The organism is Lactobacillus sp. UMNPBX4 (assembly GCF_002554115.1).
GTDB lineage: Bacteria > Bacillota > Bacilli > Lactobacillales > Lactobacillaceae > Lactobacillus > Lactobacillus gallinarum.
Window position 1 is genome coordinate 1 of the sequence record NZ_PCZF01000040.1, and the last position, 14,456, is coordinate 14,456.

Annotated in this window: 10 protein-coding genes, 4 tRNA genes, 1 pseudogene, 1 riboswitch and 1 other annotated feature; of the genes and pseudogenes, 3 read left to right on the top strand and 12 right to left on the bottom strand. The window is 37.6% G+C overall.

All coding sequences use genetic code 11. The features are described 5' to 3' along the window. Positions 1-15 precede the first annotated feature (15 nt). From CP355_RS07660 to CP355_RS07675, 3 genes and pseudogenes are all read right to left on the bottom strand, one after another. On the bottom strand, positions 16-1,482 hold the full coding sequence (locus CP355_RS07660; protein WP_098044264.1) for an Fn3-like domain-containing protein: 1,467 nt from the start codon (positions 1,480-1,482) through the stop codon (positions 16-18). Positions 1,483-1,600: 118 nt separating this feature from the next. Further along, a pseudogene (locus CP355_RS07670) lies at positions 1,601-2,455 on the bottom strand (S8 family serine peptidase). Positions 2,456-2,520: 65 nt separating this feature from the next. Then, the gene (locus CP355_RS07675) at positions 2,521-2,751 is read right to left on the bottom strand and encodes a hypothetical protein (protein ID WP_098036958.1); all 231 of its coding nucleotides are present in this window, start codon (positions 2,749-2,751) and stop codon (positions 2,521-2,523) included. A 568-nt stretch (positions 2,752-3,319) separates the two neighbouring features. On the opposite strand from CP355_RS07675, the gene CP355_RS07680 reads away from it, so the two are divergent. Then, positions 3,320-3,676 (top strand): hypothetical protein, encoded by a 357-nt coding sequence (locus CP355_RS07680; protein ID WP_098044267.1) that lies wholly within the window; start codon positions 3,320-3,322, stop codon positions 3,674-3,676. A gap of 163 nt (positions 3,677-3,839) precedes the next feature. On the opposite strand, the gene CP355_RS07685 is transcribed toward CP355_RS07680, so the two are convergent. Both CP355_RS07685 and leuS read right to left on the bottom strand, forming a co-directional pair. Continuing rightward, entirely contained in the window at positions 3,840-5,486 is a 1,647-nt protein-coding gene (locus tag CP355_RS07685; RefSeq protein ID WP_098044268.1) for a polysaccharide biosynthesis protein, read from the bottom strand. A gap of 93 nt (positions 5,487-5,579) precedes the next feature. Further along, positions 5,580-7,994 (bottom strand): leucine--tRNA ligase, encoded by a 2,415-nt coding sequence (leuS, locus tag CP355_RS07690; protein ID WP_098044269.1) that lies wholly within the window; start codon positions 7,992-7,994, stop codon positions 5,580-5,582. Positions 7,995-8,034: 40 nt separating this feature from the next. Then, positions 8,035-8,227: a binding site (T-box leader), on the bottom strand. A 56-nt stretch (positions 8,228-8,283) separates the two neighbouring features. On the opposite strand from leuS, the gene CP355_RS07695 reads away from it, so the two are divergent. Both CP355_RS07695 and CP355_RS07700 read left to right on the top strand, forming a co-directional pair. After that, on the top strand, positions 8,284-8,946 hold the full coding sequence (locus tag CP355_RS07695; protein WP_025006408.1) for a phosphatase PAP2 family protein: 663 nt from the start codon (positions 8,284-8,286) through the stop codon (positions 8,944-8,946). A gap of 136 nt (positions 8,947-9,082) precedes the next feature. Next, positions 9,083-10,063 carry a polyprenyl synthetase family protein gene (locus CP355_RS07700; RefSeq protein ID WP_056945496.1) on the top strand — a complete coding sequence of 327 codons (981 nt, stop codon included), beginning with the start codon at positions 9,083-9,085 and terminating at the stop codon, positions 10,061-10,063. A 39-nt stretch (positions 10,064-10,102) separates the two neighbouring features. Here the strand turns inward: CP355_RS07700 and CP355_RS07705 are convergent, their stop codons facing one another. The 7 genes from CP355_RS07705 to CP355_RS07735 all read right to left on the bottom strand — a co-directional run bounded on the left by CP355_RS07705 (position 10,103) and on the right by CP355_RS07735 (position 14,390). Next, positions 10,103-11,563 (bottom strand): MDR family MFS transporter, encoded by a 1,461-nt coding sequence (locus CP355_RS07705; protein ID WP_025006407.1) that lies wholly within the window; start codon positions 11,561-11,563, stop codon positions 10,103-10,105. Positions 11,564-11,581: 18 nt separating this feature from the next. Continuing rightward, the gene (gene metK, locus CP355_RS07710) at positions 11,582-12,781 is read right to left on the bottom strand and encodes a methionine adenosyltransferase (RefSeq protein ID WP_098037036.1); all 1,200 of its coding nucleotides are present in this window, start codon (positions 12,779-12,781) and stop codon (positions 11,582-11,584) included. Beyond that, a riboswitch (SMK box riboswitch) is annotated at positions 12,779-12,867 on the bottom strand. Its footprint overlaps the gene before it by 3 nt. A 65-nt stretch (positions 12,868-12,932) precedes the next feature. After that, positions 12,933-13,005 (bottom strand) — tRNA-Val (locus tag CP355_RS07715). A 5-nt stretch (positions 13,006-13,010) separates the two neighbouring features. After that, positions 13,011-13,082 (bottom strand) — tRNA-Glu (locus CP355_RS07720). A 150-nt stretch (positions 13,083-13,232) separates the two neighbouring features. Continuing rightward, positions 13,233-14,123 (bottom strand): metal ABC transporter solute-binding protein, Zn/Mn family, encoded by an 891-nt coding sequence (locus CP355_RS07725; RefSeq protein ID WP_098044270.1) that lies wholly within the window; start codon positions 14,121-14,123, stop codon positions 13,233-13,235. A 92-nt stretch (positions 14,124-14,215) separates the two neighbouring features. Then, a tRNA-Ser gene (locus tag CP355_RS07730) sits at positions 14,216-14,306 on the bottom strand. Positions 14,307-14,317: 11 nt separating this feature from the next. Continuing rightward, positions 14,318-14,390: transfer RNA gene (locus CP355_RS07735), tRNA-Asn, on the bottom strand. Positions 14,391-14,456: the final 66 nt, after the last annotated feature.

A 14,456-nucleotide genomic window follows, 5' to 3' on the forward strand; every position in this document is an offset into this window, starting at 1 on the left:
ATTAGATAAAATCTATCAAACAGCGTAAGTGTTCAATTTATTATTGCAATTTACGACTTTTTTATTTTCATGATAATCAGCACTGTTGGTATCAAATGGCATACCAGTAATTGCATTCCAAACACTAACTTCAGCTTTACCTGCAACTGGCGCAATATTCCTAGTTTCACTAGCCGTATTATCTGGAGCATCACTCACAGCTATAGTAATTTTATTTTGAGTATTTGCTAAAGCTGCGAGTTCCTCAGCATCCAATTTAACAGTGAAATGACCTTTAGTTTTATCATCATTGTCAAACTGATTTTGGCCTTCATTTAATTTGAAACCGAAAACTTTATCATTAATAGTAACAGTACCATATGAATAATCAGTGAAGCCAACACCAGTATCTTCATAGCTACCAGTTAGAGTATTAGTTTGAGTATCATAATTGAAACTCTTAAATACAGGCTTAGTCGTATCAATGATAATTGGCATATCATGAGTTTGAACTTGATGAGGTCCCTTATTATAAAGTGTTGCTATGAAGCGATAAGTATATTGACCATCTGGCGCTACTTCCATTTTGCCGGTCTTTTTATTGTAAACTTTACCGTCCCATTTATACTCATCTGTACTTACCGTAGTTTCAGAGCTGTGATTGTCATAATATGATTTAGCTACGTCTTTTGCATCAGTAACTACTCGTATTACTTCACCCTTGTCATTAAGGACTTCAATCTTAAGATCCTTGATATTTTGTTTTAAGTACATAAATAGTAATACATAATCACTCTCATTATCATCATTAGGTGAAAATGCAACTTTACCACTATCATAAACTTGAGTAGCTTGTTGCCATTTATAATCGGCATTATCTTGTTTTTTCTGCTTAACAAATTGCTTTAATGAATATTCATCGGCAATACCACGTGGATAATTATCTTCATTAGTAAGACGGTTGCCTAAAATATCAGTATTGTCTTCATTAGCGTTTTTATCAAAGACGTGCTCATTAGTCATATCACCATAATAACCAAGATATGGTACAAAAAGATCTACCTGACCGTTGTTACCTGCAAAATGCAAATATCCTTCAACTAATTGATTCTTTTGCAAACCAGTCAGCTTTAAAGTATAGGCAAATTTAGCAGTTGAATTTGGAGCAATAGTAATACTATTTTCTCCATCAACACGTGCACCTGCTAATTGGACATCACTAAACAATCCAGTATCTGGATCACGATCTTCAGTATATCCTCCACCCAAATCATCAAAGGTATAAGTTTGTTCCTTGTCACTTAAATTATGGAAAGTTAAGTTGAAATTAGTTGAATCTTGAATATTGTGTAAGCTAAGTGAACTAGTTCCATCATCGGCAGTAATATAAACTGGTGATGATGTTGCTGCACCAGCATTAATTTGACCAGCACCTTGTCTACGAGGAGACACAATAGCAGAATTATCACTATTTACGTCTAACTGTGGATTAGCAGTACTCATTATCAAGCCCTTCACTGCTTGAACTAAAGCTGCACCATGTAAATTAGGATTGGTCTTTTTTAGTCATTGAATAACTAAAGCAGCTACACCTGAATTAAATGGTGTTGCCATTGAAGTACTATTTATTATCATTTCCTGTTGAAATAATATCCACACCCGGAGCTGATACATCTGGCTTTAAAGTATAATCAGGAAGTGGTCCCCAAGAAGTAAAATCTGCCATGTCACTGTCTTCATCTTGTTCTGATTTTTCAGCCGCTACAGTAATGGCGTCTGGAGAGTCAGCAGGATCACCAATATCACCTGAATTAAATGGCTTGTAATTACCTAAATTTTAATTAGGATAATAGTCATTCTTATCAGAAACATTATTTGATGCATCAATTGATGCAGAATTACCATCGTTGGAGGCAGAAACGGAAATAACAACCCCATGATCAACAGCATAACGAATTGCTCTTTGATCGGCGTTATTCAAGTTGGGCACATTAGGTGCACTATTAAGAGATAGTGAAATCACATCAGCTTCAGCATTAACTGCATCATAGATCGCTTCGGCTACATCACCCGTAGTTCCATCATCACTAAAATACTTTAAGAACAATAGTTGAGCTTCTGGTGCTACTCCAACAACATATTCACCATTTTTATTATCGGGCTGACCATTAGCAGCAATAATTCCGGATACATGTTGGCCGTGAGAGCCATCTTTTACTGCATCTTGGTTATTTTCTTTAATTTGATCATCATCACCTGTGATCATGTTATGCACATAAGGAAACTTAGGACTTACGTAACGACCATGACCTAACTTCTTGATGATCTTTTCCATGTCTTCTTTAGAAAACTTAAGATTAGTGGGTGCAGTTTGGAAATCTTTATGACTTGGATCTGCTCCAGAGTCAATTACAGCTACAGCAATGCCTTCACCTTTATAACCTTGGTCCCATGCATCTTGAACGTTGCCTTTAATATGATCAGGTGTATTTACAGGTTGATTTTGACTTTCATAATAACCTTTATCAGTATCATCATCACCTACCGATTGATCTGGTGTATCTTGATCAGTTTGATCATCTCGTCTTCACCCTGCGTAGGTTGTTTTACTTGTTTTTGCTGTGCTTGATCAGTTTGCTTATTAGTCTCAACTTGTTCTGTCTTCACACCAGCATCAGCTTCAGCTGCTTGCGCTTTTCCAGTTGGCACAAACAAAACCACTGAACCTGAGGCTAACGCGATAACAGCGGCAGCAGTCCACTTATTCTTCATTCTGCCAAAATTAGTAGCACTTTTTTGCCGTGCTCTAACTCCAATTTCTTTTTAGCAGAAAAAACATAAGAATAATCTACCGAGTTATAGTTATCTTTTCCTTTCATTTAAATTCCTACAATTTAGCATAAAGTAATAAAAAATAGATTTGTATATTTGACCAATTTATAATCAAAAAGACGTTCATTTGTCTATTTATATAGAATAAAAAAGACATACTATAATCTAATATAAATGCATTAATAAACTAATATTAATCTCAATAGAAGATTGATCGATCACCATGAATAAATATTTGACTACTTAAGCCTCAAAAATTTAAATCCAGATGTTCTAATAGGCATCTGGATTTTTTATAACAAAATTTTTTTTATTTTTGCGATTTTTCTAGTCAAAACTTAGCATAAAAGTTATTATAGCAAGCTTTTGCACCATCTATTTTCTTTTTAAAAAAAGTTTTATTTTGCCCTTGCATTATATAACGAATGTTATATAATAAAAATGTAAGGAATGAGGGAACGAAAAGTTCCAACAAGTTAAAGTGATTTAGAAAATAGAGGTATTCATTATGTTAGACTCAAAGAAAATTGTTAAAGTTGTTTCAGTTGTAGTTGCTTCAATTAGTTTCATGGGTATTGGTTCTGGTGCTGCTCAAGCTGCTAGCTTCACTGCTCCAAAGTTAGGTGTTTCAGAAGTTGCTCCTACTAACCCTTCAATCAAGAAAGGCGACAAGATCTTCGTTGTTGTTAAGGACACTAAGAACCAAAAGGTTGACGTTTTAAACGCTAACGGTAAGAAGACTGCTAAGAAAGTTTCAATGGGTTCAACTTTCACTGCTAAAGCAGTTAAGAAGACTAATGGCAAGAAGATCGTTAAGATTAACAAAAGCCAATGGTTGAACATTAAGGACGTTGTAAAGGACTAATTCTTTTAGATCAAAACAAATAAATAATTCTTACATGATGAATACCATGAAAAAAGGAACGAGTTTTGCTCGTTCCTTTTTTATTACCTACTTGCATCCCTTCCCCAGTGTTTTAACTCCAAACACAAAAAGAACGATGAAATCAATCATCGTTCTTCTTTCATTAACTATGAATATGCAATTTAACTAAAATTCGTTCAATTTTGCTACCCATAACTTTTTGGGCTAAATCTGTCTTTATTGTGGCTAAGCCATAAAAGACAATTCCCACGACTACTGATAAAATTACCAGAATCAAGGCAGATATTCTATGATCTGGGTTTAAGAACTTGCCTAAGCCCATCTCAACTAATTTAACAATTAGGAACATCCCTATCGAAAATGCGGTAATACCAACCAAGCGGCGGCTTGTTCTATTCAAATTAAAGTCATACTGTACTTCTAAGTGCTTCAATGACAACAGAACAATCACCAATAAGCCTAAGTTGGTTGCAACTAACGGTCCATAAATCTTGAACAAAAAGATCATCGGATATTGCAAAATGCCCTTCAGGATTAAACCTAAAACTAAATATTTTATTGCCAATCCATTTTCTGACAAACCTTGCAAAACCGCCATCAATACTGTAAAAAGTCCTAAACTGATTGCAGTAAATGATGACAAGTATAAAACATTGCTACCTAATGGATCTGGGCCATAGAAAACCGTATAAATCGGTTTACTAATAGCGGCCATTCCGAATGCAGCAGGAATCATCACGAACAAGAACAAGTCCATCGTATTAGCAATTTGCTTAGAGATGCTCTTAAAATCGCCTCTAGTATGTGCAGCTGACAAAAGCGGAATCGCTGTCACTGCCATTGCACTTGCCAAAGACACGATAATCATGATCAACTTATTGGCATTAAGACCAAATAATGCATACCAATCTTCAATTGTATCTGAACTTGCATGAACCAGCCCTGCAATCATTGGGTGGAATGTATATTGGTCTACTAATGAGAATAAAGTTATTCCTGAATCGATAATAATAAATGGAATTGCCTGTTCAATAATTTCCGCAAATAGTTCGGTTGTGGAAACTTTTAACCGATTATTCGAATTAGCAACCAAATTATCTAATTGTTTTCGCCGTGAAAACAAGAACCAAACTAACAGGCCAATCCCAAATGCGGCACCAATTGCGGCAGCCAAGTTTGACTGGATAACGGCATGAACATAAGAGCCGTGCTGCACTTGCATGATTACAAATGCCGTTAAAAGCATCCAAACTACTCGAGCAAATTGCTCCACAAACTGTGACATCGCACTTGGCATCATGTCCGCATACCCTTGGAAGTACCCACGCATGATACTCAAGATCGGAATAATCAAAATCGCATAAGACAAACTACGCATAACTGCAATTTGTCTTGGATCGCTTTGACTACCGTTAGATGCCAGTAGCGGTGAGGCAAAATACATGATCGCAGCAGAAATTACTCCCAAGAAGGCCATTAAAATTAACCCTTTATGGAATAATTTTCGCCCAATTCCATATTCATTTAAGGCATTATACTTAGCCACCTGTTTGGCAATCGCTCCCGGAATTCCGGCCGTCGAAATTAGAATAAATATCGTATAAATATTATAACTTCGCGCAGTTAAGGCATTGGCAATATTCCCATAGTCACCCATCCAGGCATACCAAGGAATAATATACAACGCACCTAAGATTCTAGAAGCAATCGACCCAAAGGTCATCCAGGCAGAGCCCTTTAAAAATGTGCTTTGTGTATCTTTGCTATCTAAATTATTTTCTTCTTCCATCAATTTTTCCTAATAAAAAGTATTAACTAATTAATTGTCACTCAATTTGCTTCATAAAGCTCAACTTCATAAAGCTTTTAGGAAAAACTTAACTTATTTAGCAACGATATTAACAATCTTGTTAGGTACAACGATAACCTTCTTAACGTCCTTACCTTCCAAGAATTTTTGTACGTGTGGTAAAGCCATAGCTTCTTTTTGAACAGCATCACGATCTGCATCCTTAGCTGCTTGGAACTTACCACGAAGCTTACCGTTAACTTGAACCATAATTTCCACAGTTGATTCAACTAACTTAGCTGGATCATAAGTTGGCCACTTAGCATAAGTAATTGATTCATCATGACCAAATACTTGCCAGATTTCTTCCATCATGTGTGGAGCAACTGGAGCCAAAAGCTTAACAAATCCTTCTGCGTATTCACGTGGAATACTCTTAGCCTTTTGCGCAGCATTGATGAAGACCATCATTTGAGAAATAGCGGTGTTGAAGTGAAGAGCGTCAAAGTCTTCAGTAACCTTCTTAACAGTTTCTGCATAAACCTTGTCGAGTTCACCATCGTTTTTATCCACAATTCTTTCTTGTGGAATTGCCTTAAGGTCAAGGTCGTTAACAAACAAACGCCATACACGATCTAAGAACTTCTTAGTTGATGCTGGACCATTGTCATCCCAGTCAATTGAAGCATCAAGTGGTCCCATGAACATTTCGTACATTCTAAGTGAATCTGCACCGTATTCATCGATCACTTCATCTGGGTTAACTACGTTACCCTTTGACTTAGACATCTTTTCGTGGTTCTTCAAGATTAAGCCTTGGTTGTACAAACGTTGGAATGGTTCCTTGGTTGGAACAACACCCAAGTCGTAAAGAACCTTGTGCCAGAATCTAGCGTAAAGAAGGTGACGAACTGCATGTTCTGCACCACCGATGTAAAGGTCAACTGGAAGCCATTGCTTCAATAAGTCGTAATCAGCTAATTCTTTATCATTGTGTGGATCAACATAACGTAAGTAGTACCAACTTGAACCAGCCCAGTTAGGCATAGTGTTGGTTTCACGCTTACCTTTTCGACCATTTTCATCAACTACGTTTACCCAGTCAGTTAAGTTAGCTAATGGACTTTCTGGAGTACCGGATGGCTTGATATCAGTTGCATGTGGTAAACGAAGTGGAAGTTGATCCTCTGGAACAAGTGAAGTAGTACCGTCTTCCCAGTGGATAACTGGAATTGGTTCACCCCAGTAACGTTGACGACTGAAGTCCCAGTCACGAAGCTTGTAGTTAACTTTCTTTTCACCGCAGTTGTGTTCTTCAAGCCAGTCAACCATCTTCTTCTTGGCATCCTTGATGTCCAAACCATTCAAGAATTCTGAGTTAATGTGTGGACCATCTTCAGTGAAGGCAGCCTTAGATAAGTTGCCACCTTCAAGTACTTGATTAATTGGCAAATCAAACTTTTTAGCAAAATCATAGTCACGATCATCGTGAGCTGGAACTGCCATAACCGCACCAGTACCGTAACTTGCCAATACGTAATCTGAAATCCAAATCGGAACTTCCTTGCCATTAACTGGGTTAATTGCGTAAGCACCAGTAAATACACCAGTCTTGTCCTTGTTCAAGTCAGTTCTTTCAAGGTCTGATTTTGATTCAATCTTCTTGATGTAGGCATTAACTTCGTCTCTGTGTGCATCAGTAGTAATTTCTTGTACCAACTTGTTTTCTGGAGCAAGAACAGTATATGAACAACCGAATAAAGTATCAGGACGAGTAGTAAAGATATCGAAGGTCTTGTCGCTGCCCTTAATCTTGAAGGTTACTTGAGCACCAACTGAACGGCCAATCCAGTTTCTTTGCATTTCCTTAACTGGTTCTGGCCAATCCAAGCCGTCCAAATCTTCAAGCAAACGGTCGGCATAAGCAGTCATCTTAAGCATCCATTGACGCATATTACGACGGTATACTGGGTAACCACCACGTTCAGTTTTACCATCAATAACTTCTTCGTTAGCTACAACAGTACCAAGGTCTGGTGACCAGTTAACTGGAACTTCAGCTTCATAAGCAAGGCCCTTCTTATACATTTGTTCAAAGACCCATTGAGTCCACTTGTAGTAGTTAGGATCACTAGTAGTAATTTCACGATCCCAGTCGTATGAAAAGCCTAACTTGTTAAGTTGACGCTTAAAGTTGGCAATATTGTTTTTAGTAACAACTGCTGGATCTTCACCAGTCTTTAAAGCATATTGTTCTGTTGGAAGACCAAATGCATCCCAACCCATTGGGTGAAGCACATTATAGCCTTGTGCACGCTTCATACGTGAGACAATATCGGTTGCAGTATATCCTTCTGGATGACCTACGTGAAGTCCCTTACCAGATGGGAATGGGAACATGTCCAATGCATAATAATTTTTCTTCTTGGGATCTGTACCTGTCTTGAAGGTATCATGCTTTGCCCAATAATCTTGCCATTTCTTTTCGACAACTTTGTGATTATACATATTTTTCCTCTCTAACAAAAAAGTCCTATGATTCTATCAATCATAGGACGAAATAATCGCGGTACCACCTAAGTTCCACATCAAAAATGTGACCCTTAATCGCTCCTTAACGCGGATGGCAACGATAGGTTTCAATACCAGGACAAGTTCACAATTCCATTCTAAGACTTCACAGCAACCAGTCTCTCTCTGAAAAAATATCCTTGTTACTACTTCCTGACCTTTATTTTCTTATAGATAATGATTATAATTTACCACAAATGCTAAAAATTACAAGGGGAGACTTTTTTTGATTAATACAAAAAATCCACCAAGAGATACTCTGGTTCCAGGGATAATCTTTGTGGTCATCTACGCAGCGTGGGCGATGCTTGTTTCATCTGGTTCACCGTTTATCCACAGTTTCGACAATGCAGTCATCAGCATTGTCTGCAATAATAATCCGACAAATGTCGCTTTTGCAAAAACTTTTACCAATTTAGGCAATACCAGCACGATTACGATAGAAACAATTATCTTATTTATTCTTTTAATTACGTTTAAACAATATGCTTATGCTTGGTTCACAGCAGGCGTCATGATCTGTGCCAACGGTTATAACTGGATTATCAAACACGCAGTTGAGCGCCAACGTCCAACCGTTCACCATTTAGTTTATGCCGATGGCTACAGTTTTCCATCAGGTCACTCAGTTGGTAGTGCCGCATTATTTGGAGTTTTAATTATCTTGACAATTTTATTAATTAAAAGCAAATTCTGGAAAACTCTATTAATTATCATTTGGGCGTTGTTCCCGATCTTGATCGGCTACACAAGAATATTCGTCCATGTGCATTATCCATCTGATGTCTTTGGAGGTTGGATTGAAGGAATTACCTTTGTTTTACTTGGTTATTCATTCTTATACCACTTTTACATTGAACCAAAAATGTTAGAAAAATCGCGAAAATAAACAAAAAGACTAGTGAATTTAATTTTCACTAGTTTTTTTGTTGGTTAGATTCACAATCTGCGTAATAATAAGTAATGTAACTATTTGAACAAATCAATTAAACGATAATAATTTTATTAGTTTAAGGAAACGATTTATGAAAAATTTTAAGCCTTGGAAAAAATATCCACTTATTGCTGATGAATTAGCTGAAGTCGATGCTTTGATTCAGCACACCATTCAAACTCCTCATCAGAGTTTACAGACTGCTTTATTAACAATGGCCGACAACGGTGGCAAATATCTGCGCCCCAGCCTTTTATTATTAGCAGCACATGTAGTCGGAAAAGTTAATCAACAAACTATTAATTTAGCTTCATCTATCGAAATTTTGCATATGGCAACTTTGATTCATGATGATATCATCGATGATTCTGATCTGCGTAGAGGCAATATCAGCATTCAAGCAGAGTTTGGCAAAGATGTCGCTGTGTACGCTGGTGATTTATTATTCACCAACTTTTTTGATTTAATGCTGGATACAACTGCAGAACACGAGTATCTGGTGCGCAACGCGCAAACTATGAGCCATATTTTAAATGGAGAACTCGGTCAAATGGCTGAACGCTTTAACTTAGAGCAGACCTTTACGGATTATCTAAACGATATCAAAGGTAAAACCGCCGCCCTCTTCCGTTTAGCAGCTGAAGAAGGTGCACATTTTGCGGGTGGGAATGCCGAAGAAAGTGAAGCTTTAGCCAATTTTGGAGAAAATCTAGGAATCGCATTTCAAATTGTAGATGATTTATTAGACTACACAGGCAGCGACAAACTCAATAAGCCTACTTTAGAAGATTTAGCTACCGGTGTTTATTCCTTGCCACTTTTGCTTGCACTTGATCAGCCCGAGTTAAGACAAAAGCTGTTGCCTATTTTAAATAAAAAACGCGAAATGTCCGTTTCAGATATGCAACTGATTCAAGAAATTCTCGTTAATAGTTCCGTTATTGAGAAAAGTAGGAAACTCGCTCAAGATTATGCCCAAAAAGCGGTTGACTGTTTAGCTATTTTTCCAAATAATAGTGCAACAACATTACTTAAGAAAATGCCGCAACAATTGTTGAAACGCAGCTTTTAAAACAAAAATCCAGACGCATTAAAGATGCATCTGGATTTTTTATTTGGTATTAATTTTTTGATCACGATATGTTCGGTTCAAAACGATGGAAACAATTATCACGATTAATGAAACAAAATATACGGCTTTTAATCCACCCAAAAGAACTTGACGCAACTGTGGAATCGTATTGGCTGCTAGCGTCTTGGCATTTTCCGCAGAAACGATTTTATTCATCATCCCTTGAGTCAATCCAGGGTGCTTAGCTAAACCATGAGCTACCGCCGTATTAAAGGCAATACCGTAGATTGAAATCATCATAGTTTGACCCAAATATTTCATCAAAGTATTAAATGAAGTTGCTACCCCAATGTCAGACTTAGATACTAGCACTTGAGAATGAACCTGAGATGCCGTTGTAATAACCCCAAATGCGGTACCGTTAAAGGCTGCGACAATACAGAATACCCAGAATGGTGTGTAAATTGGTACTAAAAGCAATACCAAATCTGTGATCACCAATACGCCTAACATATAATCATAAGTCCGCTTAATACCCCAGCGGCCAAGCATCCAGCCTAGAATAAACGAACCTACAATCCACATTAAAGAACTTGGTGTAACGGCAAAACCAGCAAGCGAGGCGTTAGTTCCGTTAATTCCCTGCATCCAAGTTGGAATATAGAATTCAAAGCCAATAACTACCCCACAGATAAGTAGAGTAATTAGATTGATTGCCAGGAACTCTCTATTTTTCAGCATTGATAACGGCATTATTGGGTCCTTAGCGCGCTTTTCTGCCTTAAAGAAGGCAATTACCGATACCACAATTAAAAGAGCTAAAATAGCCATTATTGCAATATTGGTGTTTTCGCCAAGATCCTGTAAGAAGAACATCAAAGCTAGCAGTAAAATTACCAACCAAGTTGTACCTTGCAAGTCCAACTTTGATTTGGCATTGTGCTTTGGTTCTTTTAAATAGAAAATAACCAGCAAAAAGGCGATAATTCCGATCGGAACATTAATATAAAAAACCCAGTGCCAAGACAGATGTTGAACAATAAAACCACCTAATAGTGGTGCAATTACTGAGGCTACTCCCCAAAAGCCAGAATTGAGTCCTAACAGTTTTGCCCGTTTTTGCAAAGTATATAAATCCGCAATCAGCGTAATAGCCACCGGTTGAACTGCTCCTGAACCTAATCCTTGAATTGCTCTAAATACAATTAATTCAATCATATTCTGAGCTAAGCCACACAATGACGATCCAATGACAAAGAGTGCAATCCCAAATAAAAAAACTGGCTTTCGCCCAATGCTATCTGCCAGTTTTCCATATAAAGGAGTTGACACAGCCGTCATCAAAAGAAAAATTGATACAACCCAATTCATAATTTCCAATCCATTCAGATCAGAAACTATGGTTGGCATCGCAGTAGAAACAATCGTTCCTTCAACACCAGACATAAAAGTAGTCATAAAAATCGCAAGCGTGACTAGTGACACGTTTGTTTTTTTCATTTTTACTCCCTCTTTTTATTATTTATTGTTTTTGATGTAATCAAGTAAATCTTGAGTTTTATCGGTCTTTTCCCACGGTAAATCGACATCTGTTCTGCCGAAGTGACCATATGCGGCAGTTTGTTCATAAATAGGACGACGCAAATCAAGCATCTTGATGATACCTGCTGGACGAAGATCAAAGACATGACGAACTGCTTCAGTCAAAAGATCATCATCCACCTTACCGGTACCAGCTGTATCAATCATAATTGATACTGGGTGAGCCACACCGATTGCGTAGGCTAATTGTACTTCACAGCGATATGCAAGACCAGCTGCCACGATATTTTTAGCAATATAGCGAGCTGCATAACTAGCACTACGGTCAACCTTTGTTGGGTCTTTACCTGAGAAGGCACCACCACCATGACGAGCATAACCACCATAAGTATCAACGATGATCTTACGTCCAGTTAAACCAGAGTCACCCTTTGGTCCACCAATAACGAAGCGTCCAGATGGGTTAATCAAGAACTTGGTCTTTTCATCCAAGTAGCGAGCTGGAATAACTTCTTTAATTACTAAATCGATCATTGCTCGACGAATTTCGTCATTAGATACTTCTGCATCAGTTTGAGTAGAAATAACTACAGTATCAACACGAAGTGGATTCTTGTTCTCATCGTATTCAACTGTAACTTGTGCCTTAGCATCTGGACGAAGCCATTCTAGAGTATGATCCTTTCTCAATGAGGCAACACGTCTCATTAAGCGATGAGCAAGTGAGATTGGCAAAGGCATTAATTCTGGTGTTTCCTTAATAGCAAAACCAAACATCAAACCTTGGTCACCCGCACCAATTTGATCCAATTCGTCTTGATCAGACTCATTTTCTCTAGTTTCAAGTGAATGATCTACACCACCCGCAATATCAGGTGATTGCTCATCAATATCCACCATGACGGCACAGTTATTGCCATCAAAACCTAATTCAGGACGATCATAACCAATTCTCAAGATGGTCTTACGTACTACGTCTTGAATATCAACATAAGCACTAGTTGAAATTTCTCCGAAGACAAAAACCATACCTGTAGTTACAATCGTTTCACATGCTACATGTGAATTAGGATCTTTTTCCAACATTGCATCCAGAATAGCATCTGAAATTTGATCAGCAACCTTATCTGGGTGTCCTTCAGAAACTGATTCTGAAGTAAACAAACGTCTTTCCATAATAGTCCCCCTATATAGACATTAGCTATTCGGTTACAAGGCATCTTCACTGTTAATAGTGAATCCTTTCAGGACTTGAACCGATAAAATTATTTTGTTCGTTCTTTTTGCATAAAAAAAGAACTACCGTCTCCGCGGTAGTCCCGAACAATGGAGGATACAGGGCTCGAACCTGTGACCTCCTGCTTGTAAGGCAGATGCTCTCCCAGCTGAGCTAATCCTCCATAAGTGACCCGTACGGGATTTGAACCCATGTTACGGCCGTGAAAGGGCCGTGTCTTAACCACTTGACCAACGGGTCATATCTCTTAATCAAGAGTACTTTATTATAATAACTAAATCAATTTTAAAAGTCAAGAACTTTTTTAACTTTTTCATTTTTTAGTTATCTGAGTGACATCTCAATCACAACGCTTATTATATTACTAGACATCCTTAATTTATGCAAGGGTTATTTTGAAAAAATTTGAAATAATTTTTGATAATTGTTTTTCATCCATTGATAGTAGCTAACACCATTAGGCATCGTCTCACGTACATCAAGTACTGGCACGTTTGAGTGCTTAGCTAAGCTTACCATATTATTAACGGTACTGCTTGATGCTTGGACATTATTAACGAAGAAAGCAATTTTTCTCTGTTTGATACCCATTTGCATTTCGTGTACAACCTTAGCGTTTGGATCAGTTTCATTTTCTACAGCCTCTTCAAAAGCTGGATTACCAATTTTAAAATGGCACCGCTCTAAGGCATAATCAAATACCGGCTCACTCACATAAACTGGCTTCGCCTTTCTTCCATTTATTTTGTCGGCCAATTTCTTTATCGTATCTATTTTATTCAAATAAATTTTGGCATTAGTTTTAAAATAAGATGTATGCTTAGGATCAATTTGACTAGCTTTTTTAACAAGGTAGGCCACGTATTTTTGTAGCATATTCAGGTTATACCAAATATGAGGATTGTCGCCCTGTTTTAGTCCCATAAGCTGCTCTCCTACTTTAGTAACATGAATATCATTTGCATTAGCCAAATTAGTCATCCAGCTGTCATATCCCAAACCATTTGCAATAACGATATTGGCATTGGCTACTTCTTTAGCGGAGCCAGTAGTAGGCTCAAAATCATGGGGATCGGTATCGCCATGATTGATAATTGCCTCGACTTTACCGTGCTTACCCACGATATTTTTGGCAATATTGGCATAAATATTAGTTGATGTGACAATGTCGACTTGATGTTTCTGAGTATTTTCCTCTTTTTTAGTTGAACAGGCTGATAGAAAGAATAATAAAAATACTACCAGTAGAGAAGAAAACAGAACTTTCTTTTTATTTTTCATTTTAATACCTTCTTGCTACTTATTATAAGGTAAGAAAAAAGGTAAGAAAAAAGAGATCATAACGAATATGATCTCTTTTCTTCATTTATCTACGGAGTGTGAGGGATTTGAACCCTCGATACAGGTATAAGCCCGTATACATGATTTCCAATCATGCTCCTTAAGCCACTCGGACAACACTCCATACAAGAGTACTCCGGCTGTCAGACTCGAACTGACGACATCTTGATTAACAGTCAAGCGCTCTACCAACTGAGCTAAGCCGGAATATTAAAAAAGAGCACGGCAGCTTCCTTTCCTCGCAGGCAGTTGCCCACCAACTACTTTCGGCGT